Annotated in this window: 20 protein-coding genes and 2 pseudogenes; 8 read left to right on the top strand and 14 right to left on the bottom strand. The window is 72.3% G+C overall.

What is annotated here, in order from left to right; genetic code table 11:
- Window positions 1-11 precede the first annotated feature (11 nt).
- Together N8I86_RS35005 and N8I86_RS35000 are read right to left on the bottom strand one after the other, a co-directional pair.
- Window positions 12-2,219, bottom strand: a complete 2,208-nt coding sequence (locus tag N8I86_RS35005) for an FUSC family protein (RefSeq protein WP_404830888.1) — start codon at window positions 2,217-2,219, stop codon at window positions 12-14.
- Window positions 2,220-2,317: 98 nt separating this feature from the next.
- Window positions 2,318-3,769 (bottom strand): purine-cytosine permease family protein, encoded by a 1,452-nt coding sequence (locus tag N8I86_RS35000; RefSeq protein WP_185091693.1) that lies wholly within the window; start codon window positions 3,767-3,769, stop codon window positions 2,318-2,320.
- 150 nt (window positions 3,770-3,919) lie between these two features.
- Between N8I86_RS35000 and N8I86_RS34995 the strand changes: the two genes are divergently transcribed.
- Window positions 3,920-4,573 carry a maleylpyruvate isomerase N-terminal domain-containing protein gene (locus tag N8I86_RS34995; protein WP_073891946.1) on the top strand — a complete coding sequence of 218 codons (654 nt, stop codon included), beginning with the start codon at window positions 3,920-3,922 and terminating at the stop codon, window positions 4,571-4,573.
- A 42-nt stretch (window positions 4,574-4,615) separates the two neighbouring features.
- On the opposite strand, the gene N8I86_RS34990 is transcribed toward N8I86_RS34995, so the two are convergent.
- Window positions 4,616-5,821 (bottom strand): alpha/beta hydrolase family protein, encoded by a 1,206-nt coding sequence (locus N8I86_RS34990; RefSeq protein WP_263279648.1) that lies wholly within the window; start codon window positions 5,819-5,821, stop codon window positions 4,616-4,618.
- 164 nt (window positions 5,822-5,985) lie between these two features.
- Between N8I86_RS34990 and N8I86_RS34985 the strand changes: the two genes are divergently transcribed.
- A complete protein-coding gene (locus N8I86_RS34985) occupies window positions 5,986-6,588 on the top strand; it encodes a hypothetical protein (RefSeq protein WP_073890515.1) in 603 nt (200 codons plus the stop codon).
- Here the strand turns inward: N8I86_RS34985 and N8I86_RS34980 are convergent, their stop codons facing one another.
- The 5 genes from N8I86_RS34980 to N8I86_RS34960 form a co-directional block, all read right to left on the bottom strand.
- On the bottom strand, window positions 6,589-7,509 hold the full coding sequence (locus N8I86_RS34980; protein ID WP_263279647.1) for an urea transporter: 921 nt from the start codon (window positions 7,507-7,509) through the stop codon (window positions 6,589-6,591). It lies immediately after the preceding gene.
- A 219-nt stretch (window positions 7,510-7,728) separates the two neighbouring features.
- The gene (locus N8I86_RS34975; RefSeq protein ID WP_263279646.1) at window positions 7,729-8,673 is read right to left on the bottom strand and encodes a restriction endonuclease; all 945 of its coding nucleotides are present in this window, start codon (window positions 8,671-8,673) and stop codon (window positions 7,729-7,731) included.
- Between the two features lie 212 nt (window positions 8,674-8,885).
- On the bottom strand, window positions 8,886-9,041 hold the full coding sequence (locus N8I86_RS34970) for a DUF6131 family protein (protein ID WP_093472119.1): 156 nt from the start codon (window positions 9,039-9,041) through the stop codon (window positions 8,886-8,888).
- A 204-nt stretch (window positions 9,042-9,245) separates the two neighbouring features.
- Window positions 9,246-10,676, bottom strand: a complete 1,431-nt coding sequence (locus N8I86_RS34965) for an MFS transporter (RefSeq protein WP_263279645.1) — start codon at window positions 10,674-10,676, stop codon at window positions 9,246-9,248.
- Window positions 10,677-10,824: 148 nt separating this feature from the next.
- Window positions 10,825-12,318, bottom strand: a complete 1,494-nt coding sequence (locus N8I86_RS34960; protein ID WP_073890519.1) for a long-chain-fatty-acid--CoA ligase — start codon at window positions 12,316-12,318, stop codon at window positions 10,825-10,827.
- Window positions 12,319-12,476: 158 nt separating this feature from the next.
- On the opposite strand from N8I86_RS34960, the gene N8I86_RS34955 reads away from it, so the two are divergent.
- Window positions 12,477-13,643 (top strand): PucR family transcriptional regulator, encoded by a 1,167-nt coding sequence (locus N8I86_RS34955; RefSeq protein WP_263279644.1) that lies wholly within the window; start codon window positions 12,477-12,479, stop codon window positions 13,641-13,643.
- A 75-nt stretch (window positions 13,644-13,718) separates the two neighbouring features.
- A pseudogene (locus N8I86_RS34950) lies at window positions 13,719-13,871 on the top strand (helix-turn-helix domain-containing protein); the annotation flags it as partial.
- A gap of 189 nt (window positions 13,872-14,060) precedes the next feature.
- Here N8I86_RS34950 and N8I86_RS34945 read toward each other — a convergent pair.
- Together N8I86_RS34945 and N8I86_RS34940 are read right to left on the bottom strand one after the other, a co-directional pair.
- The gene (locus N8I86_RS34945; protein WP_263279642.1) at window positions 14,061-16,247 is read right to left on the bottom strand and encodes an MMPL family transporter; all 2,187 of its coding nucleotides are present in this window, start codon (window positions 16,245-16,247) and stop codon (window positions 14,061-14,063) included.
- A 243-nt stretch (window positions 16,248-16,490) separates the two neighbouring features.
- A complete protein-coding gene (locus N8I86_RS34940; protein ID WP_263279641.1) occupies window positions 16,491-16,904 on the bottom strand; it encodes a 5-carboxymethyl-2-hydroxymuconate Delta-isomerase in 414 nt (137 codons plus the stop codon).
- Between the two features lie 132 nt (window positions 16,905-17,036).
- On the opposite strand from N8I86_RS34940, the gene N8I86_RS34935 reads away from it, so the two are divergent.
- Window positions 17,037-17,990 (top strand): MerR family transcriptional regulator, encoded by a 954-nt coding sequence (locus N8I86_RS34935; RefSeq protein ID WP_263279640.1) that lies wholly within the window; start codon window positions 17,037-17,039, stop codon window positions 17,988-17,990.
- 78 nt (window positions 17,991-18,068) lie between these two features.
- Here the strand turns inward: N8I86_RS34935 and N8I86_RS34930 are convergent, their stop codons facing one another.
- Window positions 18,069-18,686, bottom strand: coding sequence for a histidine phosphatase family protein (locus tag N8I86_RS34930; protein WP_263280199.1), 618 nt, complete (start codon window positions 18,684-18,686; stop codon window positions 18,069-18,071).
- A 134-nt stretch (window positions 18,687-18,820) separates the two neighbouring features.
- Window positions 18,821-19,270, bottom strand: a pseudogene (locus N8I86_RS34925) (GNAT family N-acetyltransferase); the annotation flags it as partial.
- A 184-nt stretch (window positions 19,271-19,454) separates the two neighbouring features.
- Here N8I86_RS34925 and N8I86_RS34920 point away from each other — a divergent pair.
- Both N8I86_RS34920 and N8I86_RS34915 read left to right on the top strand, forming a co-directional pair.
- A complete protein-coding gene (locus N8I86_RS34920) occupies window positions 19,455-21,203 on the top strand; it encodes an MOSC and FAD-binding oxidoreductase domain-containing protein (protein ID WP_263279638.1) in 1,749 nt (582 codons plus the stop codon).
- A gap of 141 nt (window positions 21,204-21,344) precedes the next feature.
- Entirely contained in the window at window positions 21,345-22,319 is a 975-nt protein-coding gene (locus N8I86_RS34915) for an amidohydrolase family protein (protein WP_263279637.1), read from the top strand.
- A 21-nt stretch (window positions 22,320-22,340) separates the two neighbouring features.
- On the opposite strand, the gene N8I86_RS34910 is transcribed toward N8I86_RS34915, so the two are convergent.
- Entirely contained in the window at window positions 22,341-23,102 is a 762-nt protein-coding gene (locus tag N8I86_RS34910; protein ID WP_123440820.1) for a bestrophin-like domain, read from the bottom strand.
- A gap of 1,228 nt (window positions 23,103-24,330) precedes the next feature.
- Between N8I86_RS34910 and N8I86_RS34905 the strand changes: the two genes are divergently transcribed.
- Window positions 24,331-25,008, top strand: a complete 678-nt coding sequence (locus tag N8I86_RS34905; protein WP_073890544.1) for a hypothetical protein — start codon at window positions 24,331-24,333, stop codon at window positions 25,006-25,008.
- A 33-nt stretch (window positions 25,009-25,041) separates the two neighbouring features.
- Here the strand turns inward: N8I86_RS34905 and N8I86_RS34900 are convergent, their stop codons facing one another.
- Entirely contained in the window at window positions 25,042-26,076 is a 1,035-nt protein-coding gene (locus N8I86_RS34900; protein ID WP_263279636.1) for an AraC-like ligand-binding domain-containing protein, read from the bottom strand.
- Between the last annotated feature and the right edge of the window lie 55 nt (window positions 26,077-26,131).

The raw sequence follows: 26,131 nt of genomic DNA, 5'->3' as shown, positions 1-26,131 counted from the left end.
CGCGGCCCGGCTCAGTCGTGGACGGGTGTCATCTCCGCGGTGGCCCCGGCCGTCTGGTCGCCGTACGCGATGCGTGACATGTCGGTCAGCAGCGAGTCGAACCAGGACACGGTGGCGTAGTACAGGCGCGGGGCGCCGGGCGGCTCCAGGGTGAACCCCGCGAGGGCGGAATCGATCAGCGGCAGGGGCGCGGTCGGGGTGTCGTCCCCGGGGTCCAGGGCCGCGGACACCAGCAGCATCCGCCCGGCCACCCGCTCCCCCAGTCCGCCGACCGAGTCGGCCGCGGCCATGTTCAGCCGGGCGAGCGGCGGGTCCAGCAGCCGGTCGGAGCCCCACAGCGTGTGGTGCCCGGCGATCAGCACCGACTGCCAGTCCGCGGGCTGCACCGTCTCGTGCCCCCGGCCGCCGAAGGGCGTCGGTTCGCTCTGGTACTGCGCGTACGCCGATTCGGCGAGGATGACCGCGCGTTGCAGGGACCGACGGCCCGGGACCCGCGAGGGGGCGGCCGTCCCGCAGCCGCCCGCGACGGAGGCGCCGGTGGCGACCACGATCTCGGCCGCCCGGCGCAGGAGTTCCGCGCCCGCGTGCCGCAGCTCGTCGTGGGCTCCCCGGGGCCAGGCGAGGAGGCCGAAGACGGCGCCGATCGCGCTGCCGACCAGCACGTCCAGCATCCTGGCCTCCGCCAGTCGCCAGGTCGGCGGCGCCAGCTGGGCGAAGACGAGGGCGACGAGCACGGTGAACAGGCCCTGCGCCCAGCCGACACCCTTGACCGGCCCCACGGTGAAGGCGAACAGCATCCACAGGGGCAGCAGGGCGGCGTACACGGCGTTCTCGGCCCCGGCCGCGCTCAGGATGCCGGCGGTCAGCACGGCTCCCGCGAGCGTGCCCGTCAGCGCCCGGCGGATGGTGCTCCACGTCTCGTCCATGGTGGTCCGGGTCAGGGTGAGCGTGGCCAGCGTGGCCCAGAATCCGTGCGGCAGGGTGTCGAGACCGGCCACGAGCCTGGCCGCCGTCAGGGCCAGGGCGATACGGACCGCGTTCTGGAAGAACACCGACCCTCGTCCCGCGTGGCCGCGCAGCCGGTGCCACCACAGGACGGGGGCCGGGGCGGTGGCGTACCAGAACCGGCCCCGCGCCACCTCCACCCGCGCGTGCCGGCCCCGCACGGCGAGGTCGGCCGCGGTGCCCATGGCGAGCGCCGCGTCGGCGATCTCCAGCAGGGCGGCGTGCAGCCGCAGTACGGCGGGCGGGAGACCGTACGGCGTGGTCCCGTCCTCCGGTACGGGCCGGGCGGAGCCGGTGGCGAGGAAGGCCGGGCCCGCCGTCCCGGCCGTGCACGCGGTACCGGGTTCGACGACCGGGCCGGGTCCCGCCGACGCGGCCGACAGCCGGGCTCGCGCCCCGACCAGCTCCTTGTGCGGCTCCACGGGGGACGGCCCCCCGTCCAGGCAGTTCTCGGTCGCCGTGGCCAGGCGCGCCACGGCCCGCAGGACCGCGAGCACCTCGCGCCCCGGTTGTTCCCCGGGCACGGCGCGCAGGCGTGCCAGCCGCCCGAGCAGGGCGCGGGTGGCGAGACCGGTGTGGGACAGTGCGCGGTCGCGCACCCCGGGCCCGGCGGGGCGCTCCGCCTCCGGCACGGTCAGGGACCGCAGCGACTGGCCCGCCTCCCGGGCCTCGCCGATGTCGGCGGCGGTCAGGGCGTGGGGCGGCGCGACCAGGAGGGTCGCGCAGCGGGCGGCCGTCCCCGCGGCCCGGGTGGCTCGCGAGCGGTACGTCTCCGGGCGCCGCTCGGGCAGGATCAGCGCCTCGGCGGCGATGAGCAGGGCCAGCCCGGTGGTGGTGCCGATCAGCCGGTCGTCGAGGGAGGCGGGGTCGTACGGGGGGAACGACGGCAGGATGTACAGCAGTTGCAGACCCGGTGCCGCCCCCGCCTGACGCGGGCCGCCCACGGCGGAGAAGGCCAGCGCGAAGCCGACCACCAGCATGCCGACGACCGCGGTCCACGTCCGCACCGACAGGTAGGTGCCGACGACGACCAGCACCCAGCACACCGGCACCATGCGGGCCACGACCGCCGCGCGCTGCCGTCCGGTGCCCGGGATCCGGGAGAGGCCGCCGAGGGCCACGGTGGCGAACAGCGCGTAGGTGGCCGCGACGGGGTCGCCGAGGCCGTAGCGGAAGAGGAAGAAACCGGCTGCGGCGACCAGCGTCACACGTATCGCCCGGCGGCCCGGGGCCACGTAGGCGGCCGGTATCCGACCGGCTGGGACACCCCACACCCCTACAGAATCTCCCACCCGGGCACGCCCGGCACCTTTCAGGGTTCCCGGTGCTCGTGCGCGGCGCGCTCCAGCTCCTGTGCCTCCGCCTCCGCCAGCCGGGTCTCGGCCTCCACGTCGATCGAGCGGCTCAGCCACCAGTACAGCAGGGCGGACACCGGCAGCCCGATGAACAGGGAGATGTCGGCTCCGCCGAGTGCGTGCGCCGCGGGTCCGACGAACAGGGTGCCGACGGAGAAGAACGGGATCATGACGGCGAAGCCGACCAGGTAGGCGATGATGCCGTGCCAGCCCCACCGGCCGTAGATGCCGTTCGGCTTGAAGATCTCGGCGATGGCGTAGTGGCCGCGGCGCACCACGTAGTAGTCCATGAGGTTGACCGCGGTCCAGGGGATGAACAGGTAGAGGACCAGCAGCAGGAAGTTGTTGAAGTTGGCGAGGAAGTTCGCCGTCGCGGACAGGGCGCCGATCAGGGAGAGCGCCGCGGTCAGGCCGATGGTGAGCAGGCGCACGCCCAGCGTCGGCCGTACGCGTTTGAACGAGTCGATGGCGCTGATGAGGGTCAGCGAACCGCCGTACATGTTGAGCGCGGTGACGGAGACCAGGCCGAGGGCGGCGAAGAGCAGCACGATCGCGCCGAAGCCGGTGAAGACCTTGTCGCCGGCCGCGTTGATCGACTTGATCGTCTCGAAGTCCTTACCGGCCCACGCGGCGAGCAGGGCGCCGAGGACCATCAGCCAGATGCCGCCGAGCGCGGAGCCGAAGTACGTCCAGTAGAACGTCTTGCGCACCGTCACGTCGGGCGGGAGGTAGCGCGAGTAGTCGGAGACGTAGATGGCCCAGCTGATCTGGTAGCCGGCGACCACGCCGAACTGGGCGAGGAACGGGGTCAACTTGAAGTCGCCGAGGTCGAAGGAGCCCGCCGGGTAGTGCAGGGTGACCAGGACACCGACGGTGAAGATCCCGAAGACGACCAGGAAGGTGTACGTCAGGACCCGCTCGGCCTTGTGGATGATGTCGTAGCCGACCAGCGCGATGACGAGCGCCACGACCGTCACCACGACCACCCACAGCTTGACGCTGCCGTGCAGGGTGGTGTGCAGGGAGTCGGCGGCGAGGATGCTGTTGAAGACGTTGAAGCCCGCGTACTGCACATAGGCGAAGAGCCACACCAGCAGGGCGCCGACGTAGCCGAACTGGGGGCGCGACTGGATCATCTGCGGCAGGCCCAGCTGGGGGCCCTGGGCCGAGTGGAAGGCCATGAAGAAGGTGCCGATGACGGTGCCGGAGACGATGGCCAGCAGCGACCAGATGAGGTTGCCGCCCTCGGTGATGCTGATCAGCCCCACGGCCAGGGTGGCGATCTGCGCGTTCGACATGAACCACAGGGGGCCCAGGTGCCAGAGCTTGCCGTGCCGCTCGTCCAGCGGGACGTAGTCGATGGACCGGACCTCGAGACCGGACACCCGTGGCTCCGCTGAAGTGCTCATGACGCCTCCCGAGGCCAGTGTGCCCCTGAAGGACATTGTCGTCTTCCGGGGACGCGGTGACGAGCGCGGATCGCGTGTGGATCGTGCGGGGATTCCCGACCGCTCGAATTGCGGTTGTCCGCCGTCGCGCTCCGGCTCTACGGTGCCGCCGTGGACCACTTCTCACGTTCGTGGACGGCGTTGCGCACCGCGGTGGCCGAGCTGGGGGACGCGGATTTCGCGCGGCCGTCCGGCTGTGCCGGCTGGCTCGTGCGGGACCTGGTGTGCCATCTCGTCATCGACGCCCAGGACGTCCTGATCACCCTGGTCACGCCCGTGGACGCCGAGCCCACCGTCGACGCGGTCGGCTACTGGAGCCTCGTGGAACCGCCGACCGGCGAGGACCCGCTGGACGCGCTGATCCCCCGGCTGGCGGCGGCCTACGGCGAGCCGTGGCTGCTGCGGTTCCACCTCGACGACGTGGGATCCGCCGCGGGCCGCGCCGCCGTACTCGCCGACCCGTCCGTACGGGTCGGCACCCGCGACCAGGTGCTGACCGTCGGCGACTACCTGACGGCGTACGTGCTCGAATGGACGCTGCACCACCTCGACCTGATCGCGCATCTGCCGGCGGCCGCCGGGCCGCCGGCCGACACGCTCGCCGCGGCCCGCGCCGCCCTGGAGAACATCGCCGGGGCGCCCTTCCCCGCCGCCCTCACCGACCGCGACGCGCTGCTCGTCGGGACCGGCCGCCGCCCACCGACCGACGCGGAGACCGCCGTCCTGGGCACCCTCGCGGCGAGGCTCCCGCTCGTCCTCGGCTGAGGGGACGCGGTCGGAACCCGGCCGCCCACTCGGCCGGCGTACTCAGCCGGCGTGGAGACGCGTGTCCAGCCAGTCGAAGACCCGCTGTTCGAACAGGGCGCGGCCCATCGGCTCGCAGTGCATGTGCGCTCCCTCCGCCCGGGTGAAGCGCACCAGGTGTTTCGGGCCAGGCAGCGCGTCGTACAGGCGCTGCGAGGCGCCGGGCCAGAAGTGCTCGCCCTCGGGGTCGGTGATCAGCAAGGGAGTGGTGATCCGGTCGAGGACGGGGGTGAGGTCGTACCGGGAGACCTCGGCGAGCAGGTCGAACGGGGACTCGACGGCATAGGGCTTGGCACGCCAGCGCCAGGTGGCGGCCAGGGCGGGGTCCTCGTCCAGCGCCCCCAGGACCACCTTGTCGAAGGTCGCGCGGTCGCCCGACTCCCACAGGTCGCGCAGATCGGGTCCCAGGTTGTGCCACCAGCTCTGCACCACATCGACGACCCCGGGATCCGCGACGGCGGCGGCGACCCGGTGCTCGTACGCCAGTGCGCGCGGCACCCAGTAGCCCGCCTGACTGATGCCGGCGAGGACGATGCGGCCGGGGTCGACGTCCGGGCGGGCGACGAGGAAGTCGACGACCGGTGTGATGACGTTCTCCCAGTCGTGCCGGAAGGTGACGCCGCGTTCGAACAGCATGGACTGCTGGCCGGGGCCGTCGAAGAGCAGCGCACGGTAGCCGCGGGCCACGGCCGGCGCGGCGAGCAGTGTCCAGGCGGAGCTGATGGGGCCGTCGCTGCCGTTGTTGGCGATCAGCACGGGCAGCGGGCCGGCGCGGTCGGCCGGGCCGACGAGGTATCCCGGCAGGGAACCGCCCTCGTACGGGATCGCGACCCGTTCGGCGGGGGGCTCCCAGGCGCGCAGGAAGCGGTCGAAGCAGTCGCGGTGCTCGGGGAACACCTTCCGCAGGTGGGCCTCCGGATCCGGGAAGGCGTCGACGGCGACGAGGGCCGTGCCGAAGTAGCCCGCGGCGCGGAGGTACGCGTCGCGGGCGCTCACCGTGTGTCCGGCCGCCCCGCTCCGCTCGGCCTGTGCGCGGACCCGCCGGGCCAGTTCGGTCCACACGGTGAACCACCGGCGCCCGTCGCCGTCCGCGACGGCGGACGCGGCGGACAGCACCTCGCCCACGTCCGCGCCGTGCTGCCAGGCCGAACCCAGCGCGAGCCGGATCTCGTAGTCGAACTGGTCGTTGTCGCTGAATCGGTGGGTCATGGCTGCTCCCGGACGGACCGGCACCGCCCCCGCGAACGGACCGCACTCCCACGGTAGGAGCCCGCCGAACGGCCCGCACGCGGTGCGGCATGCGACCGGTGGCGGGCGACCGCATGATGGAGGAGCGGTGGCGGGGGCGGTCACGACAGTGAGGGGAGAGCCGCATGGCGCAGCAGCAGTCGACGACGAAGGCGCCGGCCGAACAGGCCGTCGGCGCGGGCAGCGTGTTCCTCTCGTTCGCGCCGTGGATCATCTTCGGGGTGGTCGCGAGTCCGAGCACCTGGGAGTACGCGGCGCTCGCCGCGCTGGTCGCCGCGATCGTGCTGTCGGGCAAGGACATGCTCCGCGGCAGGCTCCGCGTCCTGGACATGGCCGGCATCGTGTTCTTCGCCGTGCTCTCGATCCTCGCGCTGGCCCTGGACCGCGGTCAGCTCATCTGGCTGGAGACGTACGCGCAGGTCATCTCCAACGGGCTGGTGGCGGTCGTGGCGCTCGGCTCGCTCCTCGTCGATCCGTTCACCGCCCAGTACGCCCGCGAGTCGACGCCCCGGGAGTACTGGCACTCGCCCGTCTTCCTGCACATCAACCGGGTGCTGACGGCCGCCTGGGGCCTGGTGTTCGTCCTGATGACGGTGTCGACCTGGCTGGCCATCCGTTTCCCGTCCCAGGACGACTGGTTCAACTGGGTCGTTCCGGTCGTGCTGCTGGTGTGGGCCATCAGATTCACCAACAGCTACCCGGAGTCGTACAAGGCGCGTGTGACCTAGCTAGGGGTGCGCGTTCGCGACGCGTTCCCCGGTGAGGCGGGGGAAGGCGCGGGCCGCCGCCAGGAAGACCCCTGCGGTCAGCACGAACGGCCAGGTGAGCACGTGGCCGCCGGACGGGGCCAGCACGGCGGCGACGGCGGGCGTGAGCGTGGTGGCGGTCGCGGCGCCGAGCAGCGCGTACCCGAGCGTGGCCCGGGTCGCCGCCAGGCACCCCCCGTGGAGCGCGAGTGTCACGAGCACGGCGTTGTACCCCGTCGTGCCGTCGGTGATCCGTGCGGGCGGTGCCCCCAGCGCCCAGGCGGTGAGGAGTCCCGCCGCGCTTCCGGAGCAGGCGGCGAGCCCCGCCGTCCGGCTCGCCAGGAAGAGGCCCGCGAGCAGCAGTGCCCCCGCGTACCACTGGTCCAGGAAGACGACTTGGGACACGTTCCGGAAGAACGCCCGCCACAGGTCGTGCGGCGGGAGGGCGGTCGGACCGGTGGCGGGCCGCGGGAGTACGGCGCTGCCGTCGCCCGGGGGCCGGATCCGCCGGAAGGCGGGTGCCGCGAGGGTCATGGCGCCGGCCACCAGGCAGAACGGCACGGTCAGCGGCGGCAGGTTCCACACCCGTAGCAGCCGGGTCACCGCCGCCGTGACGATGGTGGCCAGTACGGAACCGGCCGCCGCGAGCAGCGCCGTCGCCGGCCGGCCCGCGTCGAGGAACACCGCGCAGCCCAGGGCGGTCAGACAGGAGTTGAAGCCCTCCAGCCCCGCCCGCACCCGGTCGCGGGCCACGCCCAGCAGCCACGCGGTCGCGGTGCCCAGGGCGGCGCCGCCCACCGCGTAGGCGCCGTAGCGCCAGTCCGCCGCGAGGAGGGCCAGGCCGAGGACGGCGCCGGCCCGGGCCCGGTCCTGGAACAGGACCTGGGCCAGGCCTCGCAGCACGTACGCACCGAAGGCGAGGCCCCTCCGTACGGGCTGGTCCGATCGCCACCCCCGTCTTCGCGTCGACGCGTGCCCGTGGCCGGGCTCGGGCTTCCTCCTGCCGTACCGCATACGCCTTACCCCCACCCACTGTTTTCCGCTTCGCGGCATTCTATTTCCGCGATACGGCATGGGTGTGCGGTCGACCACGTAGTGGACCACTCCTGTCCGCCGGGCCGCTCAGGGAGCGGTCGTGACTCCGAAGTCCCACGGCCGGGGCCCGGTGCCGTCGTGCCAGGCGCTCAGCTCGTCGCCGTTCACGCACAGGATTCCGCACTGTTCGGCGTATTCGAGGGCGGGGGCGGTGAAGTCGCTCGTCGTGACGACCACGGCTATGTCGGCCTCGTGGACGGTGAAGCAGGTGCCCCCGAACCGCTGGAGATCCTGCGAGCCGACCTTGTTGGTCTCGCCGTAGCGCTTGCACTGGACGATCAGGCGCCGCCCGTCCGGGGTGACGGCCGTGACGTCGGCGCCCAAGTCCCCGGCCCCTCCGACCACTTCGACGTCCCCGCAGCCGTCACGCAGACACAGGTCGGCCACGGTCCGCTCGAAGGCGTCGGGGTCGAGTTCGGCGCAGTCCACCGGCAGGTCGAGAACGGCGGTGGCCTCCTCCCCCGCCGGGCCGGGCGCCGGCGGCACCTCCGGGCGGAGGGGAGCGGCGCCGTACCCGGAGGCCGGGTCCGCCGCGCCGGCCGGGCACTCGACGGCCGGTACCGCGACGGCCGCCGCGGCGCCCCTGACACCTTCGGCCGCCGCCGCGCCGCGCACGTCCTCGGCCACCGCCATGCCGGGCATGCCCTCCGCCGCCGCCCCATGGCGCATGTCGCGGAGGCTGTCGGACGCGGTCTCGGCCGCGGCCTCCAGCGCCTCGGCCGCGCGGCGCGCGCATCTCGCGGCGGACAGCCTGCGCCACCGGGACCGGGAGGCGAGCACGGACGCGACGATAAGTACGGCGAGCAGTCCGGCCCATTCCGGGCGGCGTTCCACCATGCCCGTCGCGAGGCGGGCCACCGACGCCACGAGACACAGGACGAGCGCCAGCAGGACGAAGAACAGCGTGGTGGTACGAAGATCGAACCGCCGGTCGCGGTACAGGCGTCGGTCGCGTGGTGCGGGTACGGTCATGCCGGTCTTCCCCTCCCGAGAACGAAGATCGTTCCTGTCCTCGTTCCCAAGATCACCGACTTCATCGGTGGGGAGGGCGAACCGAGTTGGGGACGGCCGGCCGAGGGGCGCCGGACCTCAGGACGCGGCGGAGCGGGTTCCCGCACCTGCGCGGAAACCCGCTCCCGGCACCCGCCTTTCGGTGCCGGACCTCCTGGAGGAGGTCGGGTCGGTCACCAATAGTGCCGTCGGCCGGCGACCGCGTGCCCCATGGAACCCAGGATCCACAGAACAGCCCCGATCACCACCAGGATGATGCCGATGGTCCACAGGATCGATACGCCTGTGAGGAAACCGATGATGAGCAGGATGATGCCGAGGGCGATCATGTCGTGCCTCCTGCCGATAGCATTCCTTCTGCTCTCCGTGTGCCCCCAACTCGCTTTTATGTGCGCCAAAAAGAGCAAAAGCTTTCCGGGAAGATCCGCACGCGAGGGAAATACTCGGGATCGAGCTGCATTCAGGACGGAAAGCAAGATGACGGGTGCCGCATTTCTTTCACTTTAAGGTTGAGCAGCTAATTAATCTTCGTATCAGCGACCACGGCCGGTCCGGGGGGCGGTCGAACCGGTCGCCCCGGGTCGCCCGCCGGTCGCGAGGGCGACGGTCAGCAGGAGGAGTCCGCAGGCCGCGACCAGGAGCCAGCCCGGGCGGGAGGCCCGGGCGAGACCGGCGGATTCTGTGCCGGACACGAACGCGCCCGCGAGGGCGATGCCGAGGGCGGCGCCGAACTGGCGTGCCGTGGAGGTGATCGCCCCGGCCACGCCGGCCCGGGCGGGCGGCAGCCCGCTGACCGCGGTGTTGGTGAGCGGCGCGTTGGCGAAGCCGAAGCCGACGCCGATCAGGAGGGAGGCGAGCAGTAGGAGCAGAAGACTCGTGTGCTGCTCGATGCCCGTGAGGCACAGGCCCCCGGAAGTAATGAAAACCGCGCCGAGGATCAGCGGGAGCCGGGGGCCGACGCGTCCGACGAGACGGCCGGACCACGGGGCGCACACGGTCGCCCCGACCGCCATGGGAAGGGTCACCGTGCCCGCGGCGAGCGCCGAGTATCCCCGACCGTGCTGCAGATAGAGGGTGTTGAGCAGGAGCGTCACGTTCAGTGCGACGAAGACCGCCGTGGCGCCCACGACCGCGCCGCTGAACGAGCGACCGCGGAAGAGCCGCGGATCGATCAGCGGCTCGGACCGGCGGAACTCCACCCATATGAATCCCAGTGTCGCGGCGGCACCTGTCGCGTAGGCACCGAACGCCGCCGGTACCGTCCAGCCGATGCGGGGGCCTTCGATGAGCACGCCGATCCAGACCGCGATGACCACGGTCAGCAGGACCTGCCCCGGCATATCGAGCCGACGGGCCCGCGGCGCCCTGGACTCCGGTACGAACACCGCGCTGAGCACCAGGGCGGCCACCACGACGGGGGCGTTGATCCAGAACAGCGACCGCCAGCCGAACCCCGCGACCAGCGCGCCGCCCGTGATCGGGCCGACGGCCATGCTGAGCCCGAAGACGGACGCCCAGACACCGATCGCCTGCGCCCGCTCCCTCGGATCGGGCATCGCGTTCACCACGATCGCGAGCGCCACCGGACTGAGCATCGAGGCGCCCACCCCCTGGACCGCGCGGGCCGCGACGAGCGCGCCGACCGACGGAGCCAGCGCGCAGAGCAGCGAGGCCGCACCGAACACGGCCAGCCCGCACTGGAACACGCGCCGCCGCCCGAACCGGTCCGCCAGGGCGCCGGAGGAGATCAGCAGGGCGGCCAGGACGATGGTGTACGCGTCCACGGTCCATTCGAGACTGCGCGTCCCGACGCCGAGTCCGCTTCCGATCGAGGGCAGGCCGACGTTGACGGCGGTGGTGTCCAGGCCCACCAGGAACATGCTCAGGCAGCAGACGGCCAGCACCGTCCAGCGTCTGCGCGCACTCGGTTCGGGTCCTGCGGGAAGAAGGGTGGTCGCGGTCACGGTGGCCTCTCACGTACGGGAGCACTGAGAGGCCAGGTTCGGCCGTAACGGCAATATTCGACCAGCGTTTTTGCGAGGACCGCAAACGGACGGCGTGCCGGTCCCCGTGGTCGTTCCCCCGCGGCCCCGCACGACCCACCCCCGCCCGTCAGGCGACCGGTGCCGTGATCTCCCGCTTGAGGATCTTGCCGCTCGGACCCATCGGCAGGGCGTCCGCCAGCCAGACACGGCGCGGGTACTTGTAGGCCGCCACGCGGTCCCGGACGAACCGCTGGATCTCCTCGGTGTCCGCCTGGACGCCCGGGCGCAGGACGACCGCGGCGACCACCTCCTCCCCGAGCCGCTCGTCCGGCACACCGAGGACCGCGGCGAGGGCGACGGCCGGGTGCTCGTGCAGCACCTCCTCGATCTCGCGGGGGTAGACGTTGTAACCGCCCCGGATGATGAGGTCCTTCTTGCGGTCGACGATGTACAGGTAGCCGTCCTCGTCCCGGCGGGCCAGGTCGCCGGTGCGCAGCCAGCCGTCGGGGATGGTGGCGGCGGTCTCCTCGGGCCGGTTCCAGTAGCCCTTCATCACGTTCGGCCCGCGTACGGCCAGTTCGCCGACCTCCCCCGGCGCGACGTCCCGGCCCTCGTCGTCGAGCAGCCGTACCTCCACGTCGCGTATGGGGGTGCCGATGGAGCCGGCCTTGCGGGGGCGGTCGGGGTGGTTGAAGGAGACCACCGGGCTGGTCTCGGACATGCCGAACCCTTCGAGCACCATGCAGCCGAAGCGCCGCTCGAACCCGTGCAGGACCTCCACCGGCAGGGACGCCCCGCCCGACACGCACATGCGGAGGCTGGACACGTCGGCCGCGCCGGCCTCCGGGTGCTGGAGCAGCGCGGCGTACATGGTGGGGACGCCCTCGAAGACGGTGGCCCGGTCGCGGGCGATGGCGTCCAGGACGGTCTGCGGCTCGAAGCGCGGAACGAGGGTGAGCGACGCGCCGCTGAACACGGCGACGTTCATCGTGCAGGTCTGCCCGAAGATGTGGAACAGCGGCAGACAGCCGACGATCACGTCCTCGGAGGTCATACGCTGCACCTCGGTGACGTTGACCTCGGTGTTGTGGCGGATGCCGGCGTGGGTGAGCGAGGCTCCCTTGGGGCGGCCGGTGGTGCCGGAGGTGTAGAGCAGTACGGCGATGTCGTCGCCGGCGGTGGCGGCCACCTCGTACCGCGGTTCCAGACGGGCGAGTTCGGCGGCGAGGGCGGCCGGTTCGACCGCCAGGTGCCGTACCCCGGCCGCGGCGGCGCCCGCCGCGCCCTCGCCGGGCGCCTGGTGCCACTCGAAGAGCAGCACGGCGCCGGAGTCCCTCAGGTGGTACTCGGTCTCGCGTTCCTTCAGCAGCGGGTTCATCGGCACGACGATCGCACCGGTGCGGAGGACGGCGTAGTACAGGACGACGAACTCGGGTACGTTCGGCAGCATCAGCGCGACCCGGTCGCCCGCGCGCACGCCCTCGGTGTGCAGGAGAGCGGCGGCCTGGGCGCTGAGCCGGTCCAGCTCGGCGTAGGTGGTGGTCACCGGCCCGAGCCGCAGGGCCGGGTGCTCGGGCAGCCGGCGCGCCGTGTCCACCAGGAATTCCGCCAGGTTGGCCATGATGCCTCCTCGCATCCGTGCTCTCGGCGTTCACGGGTCCCGTCGTCAACGCTCACGAGATGGTGTCCCGCGGGATCAGGGACGTCCATGGCGGGACCGACAGTTCGGGCGTCCCGGTGTTGTTCCGGGCCACAATTCGGCTGCCGTACGCTGCGGTCATGGGTCTGACGAGTGTGGGTGCCGCGCTGCGGACGCGCCTGCCTGAGCTGGGTGGGCTGATGACCGAGCGGATACGCGCGGAGGTCGAGTCGTACGCCGACGACGCGCTCATCCCCTTCTCCTCGCTCCGGGAGTCCTGCGAGGACAACGCCGATCTGCTGCTCGCCCGTTTCGCGTTCGGCGCCGGGCCGGACGTCGGGGCCGCGCAGCAGACGGGGCGGCTGCGCGCCGAACAGGGCGTGCCTCTGGCGGACACCCTGCACGCCTACCGGGTCGGCTTCGAGTTCCTGTGGTCGGAACTGGTCGACGAGGCCCGCAGGCACCCGGATGTCACCGATGCCGAACTGGTCGCCGGGTCGTCCGAGATCTGGGCCCTGTTCGGCCGGTACGCGGAGGCCGTGGCCGCGGCCTACCGGGAAGCGAGCGCGGAGCTGACCCTGCAACGCGAGGCACGCCGATCGGCCCTGGCCGAGGCGCTGTTCACGGGCGCCCTCGCAGACCGTACGACGCCGTGGGAGGCGGCCAGGCAACTCGGTCTGCCCGAGCGCGGACCCTACGCGGTGGTGGCCGCGTCCGTGCCGGACCCCGGTCAGGAACCGCTGCCGGGGATCGAGGCGGCGCTGCGCCGCTCCGGGTTGCCGTCGGTCTGGCGGCTGCTGCCCGACCAGCAGATCGGGCTGATCGCGCTCGGGCACCGCGACGCGGAGTCGGTGGGTCTGCGGGCGCTGCGCAGCCGGCGCGCCAGGGTCGGCGTCAGCCCGCGGTTCGACTCGCTGCGGGACACCCCGCAGGCGCTGCGCTTCGCCCGGCTGGCGCTGACCGGGCTGCCCGGTGACGGGCCGGGGGTGACCCGCTTCGACGACAGTCCGCTGGCCATGCTGGTCGCGGCGGCCCCGGCGGAGGCGAGCCGGCTGGTGGAGGTCTCGCTCGGGCCGGTCCTCGCGCTGCCCGCAGCCGAGCGTGCGCGGTTGCTGCGCACGCTCGGCCACTGGTTCGCCGCGGGCGGTGTGACCGCCGAGGCCGCCGAGGGCCTCTTCGTCCACCCGAACACCGTCCGCTACCGGCTGCGCCGCATCGAGGAGCTGACGGGCCGTCCACTCACCGACCCCCTGACCGTCGCCGACCTCGGCGCGGCCCTGTACGCCCTGCGCCTGCTGCCCACGTGACGCGAGCCGACGACACCTGATCACCGGCCGGCGTGGCAGGCCTGACGGCACCTGTTCTCGACGCTCCACGTGACCGCCGACGCCGCGGACGCCCTCTTCGTCCACCCGAACACCGTCCGCTACCGGCTGCGCCGCATCGAGGAGCTGACGGGCCGTCCACTCACCGACCCCCTGACCGTCGCCGACCTCGGCGCGGCCCTGTACGCCCTGCGCCTGCTGCCCACGTGACGCGAGGTGGCGGAATCTGATCACCGGCCGGCGTGGCAGCCGAGTTGTACGGAGCAGCGGGACCGTTTGCCGAACTGCCGCGTCGGCCGGACGACGCGCACGCGCCACCGGCGCCGCCGACGTGGCGCACAGAAGAGGCGGTGCCGCCGTGCCGGTTGGCTGTGGCAGCACCGCCCTGTCGTACTCCCGTCAGCCGCGGCGGCCGGCCGGATCGTGGGTGACCGCGTCCCGGCCGTCGCCGCCGGAGGCGTCTCCCGGTCCGGTGCCCGCGCCGGACGCCGTCGGCTTCGCCTGGTCGCCGTGGCCCGGCCACCACGCCGCATGCCCGATCAGCGCGGTCAGACTCGGGGTGAAGAACATCGCCATGACGAAGGCCGCGACGGCGATGCCGAAGGAGACGGCGAAACCCATCTCCGTGAGCAGGGCGTTGCCGGCGAGCATCATCGTGGCGAAGGTCGCCGCCAGGATGAAGCCGGCCGCGGCCACGGTCGGCCCCGCGTGCCGCAGTGCCATGCCGGCCGCCTCACGCGGATCGCGCCCTTCTCGGGCCTCCTCCCGGAGCCGGGCGATCATGAGGATGTTGTAGTCGGTGCCGATGGCGACCACGAAGAGGTACATGATCACCGGCAGCATGAACATCAGACCCGAGTGGCCCTGCCCCTCCTGGAAGATCCAGACGGTGGCGCCGAGGGTGGCGCCGAAGCCGAGGCCCACCGAGGCGATCAGGTACCAGGGGGCGACGACACTGCGCAGCAGCAGGCCGAGGATGACCATGATCAGCAGGGCGGCGACGGGGAACACCGTCCGGTAGTCGTGGTTCACCGCGCTGTCGATGTCCTTGAAGATCGAGGACATGCCGCCGACGAGGGCCTCGGTGCCGTCGGGCGCGGCCGAGTGCGCGACGTCACGGACCTGGCCCACGGCGTCGATCGCCTTGTCCGTCGACGCCTCGTACTTGAGGGTCACGGTGAAGTCCGCTGTCGTACCGGCTTTGTTGACCTGCGCCATACGGGCGTTCGCCACACCCTCCACCGCGCCGAGCTTCTGCGCGTAGGCGCCGAAGGCGGCCTTGTCCAGCGGCTTGCCGTCGGTGCTGGACAGATAGACGTCGGTGGGTGCCGCGGCGCCCGCCGAGTACGCCTGCTGCATCTCGTCCTGGACGACCATGGACTCCTTGGTCTTCGGCATCGAGCCCGACGCCAGGTCGAACGTGGCGTTGAAGCCCAGCGTGCCGAGCGACAGGACGACCAGGACGAGCCCGGACAGCACGGCGGTCAGCGCGGGGCGGCGCTGCACTCCCCGTCCGAGGGCGGCGAACCGGGCGTTCTCCGGCTCCTTCTGCCAGGACTTGGAGGGCCAGAACACCTTCGGGCCGATGAGGGAGACCACGGCCGGGATGAGGGTGAGGCCCGCGATCAGCGTGGCACCCACGGCGATGGCGAGCGCGGGGCCCATCTGCTTGAGGAAGCCCAGCGTCGACAGCACCAGCGCGAGGAAGGCGATGATGACCGCTCCGGCGGCCGAGGCGATGGCCTCGCCGACCCGGTCGACCGCGTTCACCATGGCCTGCTTGGGTTCGTCACCGGCGCGCAGACGTTCGCGGTAGCGGAACATCAGGAAGAGGAAGTAGTCCGTGCCCACGCCGAACAGCACGACGATCAGGATCGACGAGATCGAGCTGTTGGCCTGGAGATCGAACAGCTTGGTGGCGTAGGCGATCAGCCCGTTGGCGATCGCGGACACCAGTCCGATCAGCAGCAGGGGCAGCACGGCGAGGATCGGCGCCCGGAAGATGATCAGCAGCGTCACCAGGATGATCACGAAGGTGCCGATGCCGATGAGGGCCTGGCCCCGCTTGGACGAGTCCTCCTGGTCGAGGGCCTGCGCGGCGGAGCCGCCCAGCTTGACGTCGAGACGCGTGCCCTTGGCCAGGTCCTTGACGTCCTTGCGCAACTCCTTGGCGGCGTCCACCTGTTGGGGCTGGCCGGCGTTCTTGCTGTCCATCTGGACCAGGGTCATGGCGTACTTGCCGTCCTTGGACGGCCGGCCGGGGACGACCTTCTGCACCTGGTCGATGTGCTTCGCGCCCAGTTCGGAGGTGATCCGGGCGACGTCCTTCTGGTCGGCGGCGGTCAGTCTGCCGCCGTCGGTGCGCTGGTACAGCGCGATGGCGGACGGAGTGAAGGCGCTGGGGAACGCCTTCTCCTGGAGCTCCGCCGCCTTGATCGACTCGTAACTCCTGGGCAGGAAACTGCTCTCGTCACTGTTCGAGGGCAGACTCGGAGCGGTGGCGACGATCGCCACCGCGGCAATCAGCCACGCAACGATCGTCCAGACGGGATGTCGGACGACGACGTTGCCTATTCGTCGGAACATGCGGAAGGTCCTCCTGGGCAGGAAGATCACCGCAACCCGGGGAGCGGTCCCTGGCATCGGCGACCCCGACCGGCGGGCCTGGAACGGGCCGGTCGAATGGTTGTCTTGGTCTCACATCGTAGTGACCACGCCCCAACCCCGCCGAGGCAGCCGCCTCTTGGCGTGTCCCCGGCCGTCCGTGCGCCTCAGGACCCCGGGCGCGCAAGTGCGGCGCGGACGTCACGCGCTCGTTCGGGGTCCGGTTCAGGCGGGTGCGGGCGCGCCCGGCCGGCACAGCGTGGCGGTGTCACCGCCGCTCCTCGCGGGTACGGCGCCGAGCCGGTAGGAGGCGGACAGGTCCCGCACCTCCACCGAGAACACCGCGCGGGCCGCGCCGTCGCCCGTCAGATGCCTGGCGAGCAGGGCCAGGATGCGCTCGGACAGACGCGCCTTGCGCGCCTCGGACCGGCCGGGCATGAGGCCCACCTCCACGTGGACGAAGACCGTATCTTGGCCCGTGGGGTCGCCGACGTACGTCTCCACCGGGCGGAACAGCGTCTTGCACACGCCGGTCGAGCCGGACTCCTCCACCACGAGGGGGTGCAGTTCCCGCGCCAGGGCATCCGCGTCGAGGACTCCTGCCGGCCGGGACGAGTAGTCGATGGCGAGCTGCGGCATGGGGGACCTTTCACGGATCCAGTTTCTCAGGGCAACTATTTTCCCCCACGCGGTGACCGGCCCGAACCGCGCCCCCCGCCGCTTGACCTTGCCCCTAGGGGCAGGGTCTACCGTGCGAGTGAGGTGAACGGAATGAGAATCAGCGAGCTCGCACACGAGGCCGGCGTGACGACCAAGGCGGTTCGGTACTACGAATCGCTGGGCCTGGTCAGACCGGCGCGCCTGACCAACGGATACCGCGACTACACCGGGGACGACGTACGGCTCGTACGGGAGATCAGGGCGCTGCTGCGGCTCGGCATCCCGGTCGAGCGCACCCGGCCGTTCCTGGAGTGCCTGGCGGCCGGGAGTGCGTACATCGACGACTGCCCCGCCTCACTGGCGACCTATCGCGAGGCCATCGACGAGCTCACCGGGCGCATCGAGGCCCTGACCGCCCGCCGGTCGGCGCTGATCGCCCACCTCGACGCCGCCGCGCGCCGGGGCAGCACCGTCGTACCCGCCGGCACCGGATCCGCGCACGACGCGCACCTGGCCCTGCCCGCGGACCTGCCCGCTCCCGAGGACGACGGGGCCGCCGACCACCTGCCCGGCACGAAGGCACCCGCCATCGCCCTGACCGACACGGCGGGCCGCGGTGTTCGGCTGGACGAGCTGGGCCCCCGTCGTACGGTGATCTACGTCTATCCGCTCACCGGCAGGCCCGGGGTCGATCTGCCGGAGGGCTGGAACTCCATTCCCGGGGCGCGCGGCTGCACCACGGAGGCCTGCGATTTCCGCGACCACTTCCAGGACCTGCTCGAAGCCGGCGCCGGCCGGGTGTACGGGCTGTCGAGCCAGGACACCGGCTACCAGAACGAGGTCGTGGACCGGCTGCGGCTGCCCTTCGGCATGCTCTCCGACCCGGACTTCGCCCTGGCCGGCGCTCTCGGCCTGCCCACCTTCGAGGCGTCCGGCACGAGGTTGTACAGACGTCTGACCCTGGTCCTGCGGGACGACAGGATCGAGCACGTCTTCCATCCGGTCTTCCCTCCGAACGAACACGCCGGGCAGGTCCTGGACTGGCTGCGCGCGAATCCGCTGTAGGGCCCGGCTCGGGTACGGCCGACCGGGGCCGTGGGGGCGTCCGGCCGGCCGCGGCTCTGCGTCGTGCGGCGGGGGACGTCAGGCGCGAAGTTCCGGGGGGAATCCGGTCCAGCGGAGCTCCGGGGTCAGGTGGGACATGTCGTTCGTCAGGAGGAGCGCGGCGGGGCGGTCGGGGCTGTAGCGGATGACGGTCAGGGAGGCGTTGCCGTGGTTGAGGCCCATCCAGCGCCAGGGCGGTGCGTCCAGGGCGTCCCGGACGAGCCAGGCGATGAGGAAGTTGTGCGTGACGACCAGCTCGTGCCGGGGTTCGTCGCCGTCGACCGGACCCGTGAAGCGGGCCAGGGCCCGCCGGGCGAGGTCGGGCCGGCGCTCCTCGGCGGGGAACGGCGCCAGCCGGTCGAGCAGGGAGTCGGCGAACTCGGCCGGCAGCTTGTCCCGTTCGGGGACGTGGGGCAGGTAGTCACCGGCGAGCTCCGAGGACTGCACCGGGATTTCGTCGAGTTGGCCGGCGACCAGTCGCGCGGTCTGCTCGGCGCGGGGCAGGGGGCCGTGGTGAACCGCCGACAGCGGGGTGTCGCGCAGCCGAGCGCCCAGGAGTTCGGCCTGGCGGCGGCCGGCGTCCGTCAGCTCGCTCTCGTCCCGCGACGCCTCGCCGTGCCGCGCGAGGTAGAGGTATCGAGGAGCTGTTCCGATCACGGTTCCGGTCATGCGGGGTCCCCCGGGTCCTTCGGCGACGACGTGGACGATCTTGCTTTTGGTCGGAAGGACGCCGCCCGCTCCGGCCCGGTTCCCCGCAAGGCCGCTGGGCCACCGGCCGGCCGGCTGCCGTGGGCGGCCGCCGGCAGCGGCAGGCGCACCATGAACACGTCCACCGGATCCTCGGACTCCACGGTGAACCCGTGCCGCTCGTACAGCCGCCGGGCGGGGCTGCCCTGGAGCACGTTCAGCCGGACCGGGACCCCGTCGCGGTCGCACCGGGACAGCAGTCGGCGCAGCACGGCCGCACCGATGCCACCGCCCTGCAGACGCGGGTCCAGGTAGAAGTGCTCCAGCCGGAGGCCGTCCGCGCCGGGCCGCAGGGCCACGCAGCCCGCGAACCCGCCGTCCGCCTCGACGACCCAGGTGTGCGCGGGCGCGAACCCGTCACGCAGCCGCTGCCGTACCCGCCGCTCGTCGTACCGCCCGAGCCGCTCCAGGTCGGCCCGCAGCACCACGGCCCGCAACTCGGCCACCGCCTCGACGTCCGCCGCCACCGCCGCCCGCAACTCCCAGTCCGCCATGATCGGCAGGTTAGCCGGGTGGCGATACCGGGACGGGGGCACACCACTGAAGTCCCATTCAGGGGTTAGAGGTGCCGGTGAGACACAAAAATCGCGGGCCCCTCCCACCCGGAACTAGGATCGGGGTCGGCGCACGACGCACCGCTCCGTGAGGGGGCTCACCGGCTCATTCAGGAGAATCGCCATGGCGACGCTGCTGTCCGTCAATGTGGGAATGCCGAAGGACGTCCCCTGGCAGGGGAGGACGGTACACACCGGCATCTGGAAGACCCCCGTCCAAGGGCCCCGCACGGTCCGGCGTCTGAACATCGACGGCGACGGCCAGGGTGACCTGGCGGGACACGGCGGCGAGATGCGTGCCGTCCTCGTCTACCAGATGGAGTCCTACGACCACTGGAGACGCCACCTGGGCCGGGACGACCTGGACTTCGGCGTCTTCGGGGAGAACTTCACCGTCGACGGACTGCCGGACGACGAAGTGTGCATCGGCGACCGGTACCGCATCGGCGACGCGGAGTTCGAGGTCAGCCAGCCCCGGGTCACCTGCTACCGCGTCGGCATGCGCCTGGGCGAACCCGCCATGCCCTCCCTCCTGGTCGCCCACCACCGCCCCGGTTTCTACCTGCGCGTCATCACCGAGGGCCAGATCCGGGCCGGCGACGAGATCACCCTCACCCGCAAGGGGCCCGAACACCTCACGGTCGCCGAGGTGGACGCCCTGCTCTACCTCCCCGGCCGCGACCCCGAGTTGCTGCGCAGGGCGCTGAACATCCCCGCCCTGAGCCCCGGCTGGCAGCAGTCGTTCCGTGAGCTCTTGGCGCCTCGCGAAACGGACCGGCCGGCGGTGGGCGCCGGCGCGCCGCCGGCCGCGCGGGGATGGCCGGGTTTCCAGGCGATGCGCGTCGCCCGCATCGTCGCCGAGACCTCCACCGTCTCGTCGCTCTACCTCGACTCCGCCGACGGGACGCCCCTGCCCGCGGCCCGCCCGGGCCAGTACCTCTCCCTGCGCCTGCCCGTCGGCACCGCACCCTCCGTGCGCAGCTACTCCCTGTCCTGCGCGCCCGTCGACGGCGTCTACCGCATCAGCGTCAAGCACGAGCCCCACGGGCAGGTCAGCCACTACCTGCACACCCGGCTGCGCCCCGGAGACACGGTGGACGTGGCGAGCCCGCGCGGGACCTTCGTCCTCGAGGACGGCACGGCCCCGGTCGTGCTCGCCTCGGCGGGGATCGGCGCCACGCCCGTACTGGCCATGCTCCACCAGCTCGCCGCCACCCGGGACCCGCGCCCCCTGTGGTGGATCCACGTCGCCCACGACCGTGCCGGCCACGTCTTCGCCGACGAGGCCCACGCCCTCCTCGCGCAGCTGCCCCACGCCCAGGAACACATCTACTACACCGCGCCCGGTGACAGCGTCCCCGAGCCCGGCCGGCCGCCCGTCACCCCGGGCCGTCCGAGTGCCGCGTCACTGGCGGCCATGGGCATCCCCAGCGACGCCGACGCCTACCTCTGCGGGCCGACCGCCTTCATGGACGACTTCGGCGCGCTCCTCGGCGACCTCGGCCTGCGTCCCGAACGGATCCGCACCGAGCAGTTCAGCGCCCTGTCCGCCATCAACCCGGGCGTCACGGCCGCGGACGCGGTCCGGCCGCACCAGCCACCCGGGCCGCCGGGTGCCGGCCCGCTGATCACCTTTGCCCGCAGTGGCATCACCACGGCCTGGTCACCGGCCCACGCCTCCCTGCTCGGCCTCGCCGAGGCGTGTGACATCCCCACGCGCTGGTCCTGCCGCACCGGGGTCTGCCACACCTGTGTCACCCCTCTCGTCGCCGGTGACATCACCTACACCACCCAGCCCCTCGAACCGCCCGAGCCCGGCACCGTCCTCGTCTGCTGCAGTGAGCCCACGACCGAAGTCGTCCTCGACCTCTGAGGACCGTCGACCCGGGCGGCCGCCGGTCTCGGTGCCCACCGCCGTCTGCCACCGCTCCCCCGGCCCGGGTGACCGATCCCTCATGCGTCCCTCCTCGAAAGGGGTGGACCCCCCTGCCCGCCACGGCCGATCGTGGGCGGCATGAACGATCACCGTGAGGTCCCCGCCCGCCCGGCCGCCGCCGCCGCTTCGAGTGACATCACCAGCGCGCGCGAAGAGGCCGGTGAAGTGCGCCGGTTCTGGGGCGGCCTCGGTCTTCCCGGGCTGGTCGACGTCCACACGCACTTCATGCCCGAGCGGGTCCTGCGCAAGGTGTGGGACTACTTCGACACGCAGGGGCCGCTGACCGGTGGACTCGCGTGGCCGATCAGCTACCGGAAGGAGGAGGCCGAACGCACTCTGCTCCTAAGGGAGTTCGGCGTCCGGGCCTTCACCTCGATGCTCTACCCGCACAAGCCCGGCATGGCCCCGTGGCTGAACGGCTGGGCGGCCGGGTTCGCCCGCCGCACCCCCGACTGCCTGCACACCGCCACCCTCCACCCCGAGCCGGGCGTCGAGACGTACGTGCGGGAAGCCGTCGAGGCGGGCGCCCGGGTGTTCAAGGCACATGTACAGGTCGGTGCCTACGACCCGGCGGACGAACTCCTCGACGGCGCATGGGGGGTGCTGGCCGAGGCGCGGATCCCGGTGGTGATCCACTGCGGCTCGGGGCCCGCGCCCGGCAAGCACACCGGGCCGGAACCGATCGCGCGGGTACTGGCACGTCACCCGCGGCTACGGCTGATCGTCGCGCACCTGGGCATGCCCGAGTACGAGGACTTCCTCGCCCTCGCCGAACGGTACGACGAGGTACGGCTGGACACCACCATGGCCTTCACCGACTTCGCCGAGCGGCTGGCGCCGTTCCCGCCCCGTGCCCTGCCCCGGCTCGCCGCCCTCGGTGACCGCGTCCTGCTCGGCTCCGACTTCCCCAACATCCCCTATCCGTACCTGCACCAACTGCGGGCCCTGGAGCGGCTGGACCTGGGGCGGGAGTGGCTGCGGGCGGTGTGCCACGACAACGCTGCGAGGCTGTTCGGGCTGCCGGCGGGCCAGGAGGACGGCGCCGGCGGGTGACGACGGGCGGGCCGCTCCGGGTCAGACGGCCGTCGTCAGCAGTTCGCTGAGCGGCTGCGCCGAGTCGGTGCCCGAGTGGCCGAAGGGCGCGTCGAAGCTCCAGACGAGGAAGAGCAGGAAGACCACGAGGGCACTGAAGGCGGTGGCCAGCATCAGTTCGCGGGTCGAGCGGCGGATCTGCAGGGTGTACAGGAGGCCGAGGGTGATGACGGCGCCGGCGACGAGACCGAACCACACCGCGCCGGGCAGGGTGGTGCCGGCGCTGTCCAGGCGCTGGTGGCGGGCGTCGTCCGCGGCGGCGACCTGGTCCAGCAGGGGCTGGTAGGCCTGGGCCTGGAGTTCGTCGGACGGGGCGTGGTGGGCGATGTCGCTGCGGATGCGGCGCAGCAGGGCGGCGCCGGTGCCGTCGACGGGCGCGTCCTTCTCCATCGCGGGCCACTCGGTGCCGACGGCGTGCCTGGCGTAGTCGTTGATGTGCTGCTGCACCTGGGTGTGGAAGGCCGCCGGATACACGTCCAGGCGCTGGTCGATCTCGTACAGCGCCTGGGCCTCGCGCTGGACGGTGTCCTCGGCCGCGCCGCGCGCCTCCCACACGCCGGCGATGGCCAGGCCGAGCACGATGGCGTAGACGACGCCGACCATCATGACCATGTACTCCAGCACGTCCGGGGTCTCGGAGGTGTCCTCGTCCACGGCGACGCGGCGGTGACGCAGCACGATCGCCGCAACGACGAGGACACAGACCAGGATCGAGACCAGGGTGTAGACGAGCCACTCGGGCACAGCACAACTCCAGTGAGCGGACGAACAAGGGACGGGTGAACGGGGCAGGTGTGGCCGGTCCGGTGGGCACCCTGAGGCGACGGCCGGTCGGGGCGCGGGGTCAGCCTCGGGTGCGGCGGCGGGAGGGCCGTAGCGCCGCCGCGGCCAGGATGGCCGGTGTGGTCACCACGACGGTGGTCATGGTCGTCGGTGTCCCGGTGAACACCGGCCGCCGCGGGCCGCCCGTGTAGTGCGCGCGCGGCACCCATCGGAAGGCGGCGGGCGCCTTCGGCGGGGCGGAGGCGGACGCGCGGACCGGAGCCGCCGCGGGAGCGGGTGCGAATGCGACCCGAGTCGGTGGGTCCGCTTCCCGGGGGACGGGCGGTGTCGCTACCGGCGCATGTGCGGGCTCCGCGGCCGGAGCCTCGGAGGGCGGCGGTGGCACCTCCACAGGTACTTGCCGGGGTGCGTGCCGAGGTGGTGCGGGCACCGGAGCCGGGGCGGCGGGCGCGGGCGCACACGGTGAGGGCGACCGCCGGGCCGAGTCCGGTGCCGGCCGCGGGGGTTCGGGCTCGGACGCCCAAGGTCCGTGGCCCATGTCGATCCACACATCGGGTGCGCAGACGACCATGTGCGCTGCCGCCGGCCTGTGGTCGATGGTGACGGTGGTGTCACCGTGCTGGGACAGCGGGCACAGAGCGGCCGCCGCTCCGAGCCCGACGCCGATCCAACCGCCCACCAGCAGCTCCTTGCCTCTACGACGTACTTGACGACGTGCTTGACGACGGGCCTTCCGGCACGTCCGGTCGTCCACCGGGACGCGGGGGTCGCCGCTCCGAGGCGGCGTCACCGGAAATAACGATCATGGGCGCCTCCGGACACGGACAGCGACATCCGAACAGGGGCTCGGTACGGGCGGTGCCTGCTGCGCTCGGCGAAAGGGCCGGTGGGCGCGGCCCGTCACCGTGAAGGCCGCAACATCGACCGTCCTCTGCTGGTCCTGGTGAGTTCGGCCGCCTGTGTGGCGGTCGAACTCTGGCTGCACCGGGTACTGGATCTGACCCGGAAGTGTGCCCCCGGCGGGGCATGGAACTCATCAATTCCGGGGGGAAGATGTCGACCAAGTGGAAACAGGTGGGCCGACCCGTATCATCCATGTGTCGGGCCGGACCCGCAGTACCCCACTTCTGGTCCCCGCTTGCCACGACCACCCACCGGGGAACCCGTCAGGGTTACGGATGGAGGACAGATGTCTGAGAACACCACCCCCGTCACCGAGTTGACTTCGCACTACGTCAATCAGGTGGCCGGCGACCTCGAACAGAACGTCAAGGAACAAGAACGCCTCGCGGCCGAGATCGGCTCCCTGCAACAGCAGTTGGCGACGCTGCAGCAGGACCACACCATTCTGGTGAGCATGCAGCAGGCACTCGGCGCGGTGGCCTCGGTCACCACGGCCACGGAGCCCGCCGGCCCCGTGGTGCCCGCACCGCGGAAGAAGTCCTCCGCCGAGCCCGTCAAGCGCAAGGCGGGGAAGGCGTCGTCGTCGGCCGCCGAGCAGGCCGGGACGGCGAAGAAGGCCTCCGCCAAGAAGGCGGCGCCCAGGCCCGCGGCCAGGTCGACGGCCAAGCCCGCGAAGAAGACGGCCGCCAAGACGGCTCAGCCCACCCTCGTCGAGCTCGTCCGCGCCCATCTCGCCGAGCAGAGCGAGCCCCGCTCGGCGGCGGAGGTCACCGAGGCGCTCGGCCGGGCGCACCCGGACCGCGGGATCCAGACCAAGGTCGTCCGCACCACCCTGGAGAACCTGGTGGCGCGCACCGGTGCCCAGCGCACCAAGCAAGGGTCCTCTGTCTTCTACACCGTCTCCGGCACCCAGGATCCGACGACGGGGGACGAGAAGCCGGCGGAGCCGGCCGCCGCCGGTTAGGGCGGTGGTCCGTCGAGCGGGCCGGCAGTCGGGTCAGGCCGCGCGGGGGCGGTCCGCCTCGGCCGGGCGAGGCGGACGGGCGGCAGTCGGTGCCGCCCCGTCGCATCCCGTGCCGGGCAGGGCCCCGGAGGTGCGCAGCCTGCGCCACTCGCGGGGCGAGTGGCCGTACGCCCCGCGGAACACCCTGCTGAAGTGCGCGGGATTGACGAAGCCCCAGCGCTGGGCGATCGCCGACACGGCGAGCGCGGCGCCGCCGCCGCGGGCGAGTTCCCGCGCGCACTCCTGGAGCCTGCGGCGCTGGATGAGACGGGCGACGGTGATCCCCTCGTCCTCGAACAGCCGGTGCAGGTAGCGGACCGAGATGTGGTGTGCCGCGGCCACGGTCTCGGGCGCCAGGTCCGGGTTCCCCAGGTGCCGGTCTATGTGGTCGCGGATGCGCAGCACCAGCTGTTCGCGCGCGGTGTCGGCGATCCCGGCCCGGCTGCGTTCCGCCACCAGCGTGGTGAACAGGTCCACCGCGCTCGACGCGAGCCGCCCGGCGACGGCCGGCGGGCAGGAGTGCGCCTCGCCGACGAGCGTCGCGAGGAACGGTGTGAGGATCGCCCCGAGCCCGGCCGTGGCGGTGATCGGTGTCGCCGTGATGTCACGCAGGTGCTCGTCGGGTACGTCCAGGGCGCGGCGGGGCAGTTGGACGACCCGGCCGACGAACCGCTCGGGGAAGTCGAGGGTGTACGGGCGCGCGGTGTCGTACACCATCATGTCGCCCGGGCCGGCCGTGACGCGGCGGCCGTCCTGGAGAAGTGTCGCCCTGCCGGCCGTCTGGACATGGACGGCGACGCAGGGGTCCGAGCCGCCCGTGTGTGCGGTGGTGCGGCTGATGCGCTGGGCGTCGGACTCGACGGCGGCCACCCGCAGCGAGCCCAGCCGTCCGCCGGTGATCCGGCCGTGGAGCGGGCCCGCGGCGCGAGGCACGACGGACACCGGGACCAGGGCTCTGCCGACCGCGTCCCGCCAGTAGGCGAGTTTCTCGTGGTCGGGGACGGTGTCCGTCGACAGCACCAGGTCCACACGGGTCTCCTCTCGGTCACCACGAGCCAACCAGGCGGGCGGCACCGTTCACCAG

It is taken from the genome of Streptomyces albidicamelliae (assembly GCF_025642175.1).
GTDB classification, from domain to species: Bacteria; Actinomycetota; Actinomycetes; order Streptomycetales; family Streptomycetaceae; genus Streptomyces; species Streptomyces albidocamelliae.
Note: the sequence above shows the minus strand (reverse complement) of the source record. Positions and strands in the feature narration are given on the sequence as shown.

Bases quoted from the DNA above. Each gene is read 5' to 3' on its own strand.
- N8I86_RS35000 (WP_185091693.1), bottom strand. From the start codon at position 3,769: ATGAGCACTTCAGCGGAGCCACGGGTGTCCGGTCTCGAGGTCCGGTCC.
- N8I86_RS34990 (WP_263279648.1), bottom strand. From the start codon at position 5,821: ATGACCCACCGATTCAGCGACAACGACCAGTTCGACTACGAGATCCGG.
- N8I86_RS34985 (WP_073890515.1), top strand. From the start codon at position 5,986: ATGGCGCAGCAGCAGTCGACGACGAAGGCGCCGGCCGAACAGGCCGTC.
- N8I86_RS34975 (WP_263279646.1), bottom strand. From the start codon at position 8,673: ATGACCGTACCCGCACCACGCGACCGACGCCTGTACCGCGACCGGCGG.
- N8I86_RS34970 (WP_093472119.1), bottom strand. From the start codon at position 9,041: ATGATCGCCCTCGGCATCATCCTGCTCATCATCGGTTTCCTCACAGGC.
- N8I86_RS34960 (WP_073890519.1), bottom strand. From the start codon at position 12,318: ATGGCCAACCTGGCGGAATTCCTGGTGGACACGGCGCGCCGGCTGCCC.
- N8I86_RS34955 (WP_263279644.1), top strand. From the start codon at position 12,477: ATGGGTCTGACGAGTGTGGGTGCCGCGCTGCGGACGCGCCTGCCTGAG.
- N8I86_RS34945 (WP_263279642.1), bottom strand. From the start codon at position 16,247: ATGTTCCGACGAATAGGCAACGTCGTCGTCCGACATCCCGTCTGGACG.
- N8I86_RS34940 (WP_263279641.1), bottom strand. From the start codon at position 16,904: ATGCCGCAGCTCGCCATCGACTACTCGTCCCGGCCGGCAGGAGTCCTC.
- N8I86_RS34935 (WP_263279640.1), top strand. From the start codon at position 17,037: ATGAGAATCAGCGAGCTCGCACACGAGGCCGGCGTGACGACCAAGGCG.
- N8I86_RS34920 (WP_263279638.1), top strand. From the start codon at position 19,455: ATGGCGACGCTGCTGTCCGTCAATGTGGGAATGCCGAAGGACGTCCCC.
- N8I86_RS34915 (WP_263279637.1), top strand. From the start codon at position 21,345: ATGAACGATCACCGTGAGGTCCCCGCCCGCCCGGCCGCCGCCGCCGCT.
- N8I86_RS34905 (WP_073890544.1), top strand. From the start codon at position 24,331: ATGTCTGAGAACACCACCCCCGTCACCGAGTTGACTTCGCACTACGTC.